At 63.3% G+C, this 1934-nt stretch carries 1 protein-coding gene and 1 pseudogene; one reads left to right on the top strand and one right to left on the bottom strand.

Translation table 11 applies throughout. From position 1 onward, the window contains the following. Window positions 1-288: 288 nt before the first annotated feature. Window positions 289-933, bottom strand: a complete 645-nt coding sequence (locus tag ACYPXD_RS17840; protein WP_459713963.1) for a zinc ribbon domain-containing protein — start codon at window positions 931-933, stop codon at window positions 289-291. Between the two features lie 245 nt (window positions 934-1178). Between ACYPXD_RS17840 and ACYPXD_RS17835 the strand changes: the two are divergent. Next, window positions 1179-1934 (top strand): annotated as a pseudogene (locus ACYPXD_RS17835) (precorrin-3B synthase); the annotation flags it as partial.

Here is a 1934-nt window from a genome sequence, read left to right as displayed (position 1 = left end):
AAGAGTGCGCGCCGCGCGGCGCGCCCCAGACCGGCGAAGCCGTCGTCGCCGATTCCTATTACCGTTAGCCAGGGCTCGACGCGGCCATGCGCATCAGGAACGTTCGATTTCCGATCGGATTGCTGCACTGCATTCGTTGACATCGAAACGACGCCGGGTCGCTTGAGGAAACGCAATGATACCGCGCGCGGTGGCTGGGCCGAGGCGATGCAGGCGCCCCGGCGAAACATTCAGGGCGTCCGGTCAACCTTGGCCACCTTGGCCGGTCCGGTGCCGGGCGCCGATGCTTCAATGATTGCTGTTGGTGACTTTGCAGTTATCCTTCAACCACTGCTCGAACTCCTTCAGCCCGCTGGTCTGGGCGCCGATTTCGTCGATACGCGGTGCGAGATTGCCGAGTGCCGCCTTGATATCGGTCAGGTCCTTCGCATACTGAGCGCCCTGTGTTTTCAGCGCCTCGATGTTCTTGTCGATTCGGCCGATCCCCCTGTCGAGCCCGGCGAACTTGCCCTGGATGTTCGTCACGCCGTTTTGCACCTCATCGATTTTCCCAGTAAGGCCGTTCACGTTCTGCGCGAGCGTCCCGACGTCCCCCTTTATGCCGGTGATATCGGTCTTTACGCCGGCGACATCGGCCCTCACGGCGTTGACGTCCGATCGCACTCCGTCCACATCGTTTTTGACTGTATCGACGCTGCCGGTCAATGCGTCGACCTTGCCGGATAGCGCGGAGTACTGGGCCTGGGTGGCCACCGGCCCCCATTTCTGCAGAATCCGCCGATCGGCAGAGTCCGACTGAACATTGCCGCCATCCGACGGATGGCGCGATTGGACCGTACTGGTGGGGCCGGCCGGTTGCGCAGGCTGGTCATCGCCGTAGTTGGAGTTATACAGATCGACCTGCTGATTGTTGGAGATGTTGATGGTTTGCATGTTCGATTCCTTCAAGGTTCAAATTGTTCGATTCGCAACGGACACTTGATACTGAAGAACTGATCGACTAGCTGCCGATGACGCTCCTTGCGCGGTGAAGATACGTTCATTGTCGCGATGCGCCTGCACGACAGGCGATATCCGTTCACCACATCCGCCATGCCGGCTGCGGCGCCCGCGCGGCGATTCCCCTATGCGAAACAGGGCATAATACGAACCGCGCGACGCTCACCCCGGTAATCGACTTGAACCACGTTTCATCCGAAGCTCCCACCGCTATCGGCACCCTGCGCACCTCGGCATGCCCCGGCTTGCTGCGGATCGTCGCCGCGCGCGATGGCGGCATCTGCCGCATCCGGCTGCCGGGGGGCGCGCTTTCACACCGCGAAGCAATGGCGATTGCCGATGCGGCGCGGGCGCATGCATCGGGTGTCATCGAAATGACGAACCGCGCGAACCTGCAAGTTCGCGGCGTCCATGCCGGCGAAGAACCTGCGTTGATCGAGCGCCTGCTCGCGGCGGGGTTGGGGCCACGCGCCTCGGCGGCCGATGCAAGCGGTGCGGGCGCGGCACCGCTCGCCAATCCCGCGGCCGATGACGTGCGCAACGTCATGCTGAGTCCCACTGCCGGCTGCGACCGCGCCGCGCTCTTCGACACACGCCGTCTCGCCGCGCCCATCCTCGCGTTGCTGCAAAGCGAAGCGCGCTTCGCCGCGCTCTCGCCAAAGTTCGCCTTGCAGCTCGACGGTGGCGAGCAACTCGCGATGCTCGGCCATACGCACGATATCTGGCTTGCGGCGCTGCAAAACGATAGCGATAGCAATAACAGCGACGACCACAACGGCCCGCTCTTCGCGTTCGGCCTCGCGGGATGCCCGCCGGTCGAAACGGGCGATTCCGCCGCGCTTGCCGCGGTGCGGCCCGAGCATGTCGTCGCGCTGGTTGATGCGCTGTTGCATACGTTTCTCGATCTGGCCGCAGACGACGAAATGCGCATGCGC

This window comes from Paraburkholderia sp. 2C (genome assembly GCF_054589215.1).
The sequence above is the reverse complement of the archived record's forward strand: the minus strand, read 5'-3'. Positions and strand labels throughout refer to the sequence as shown.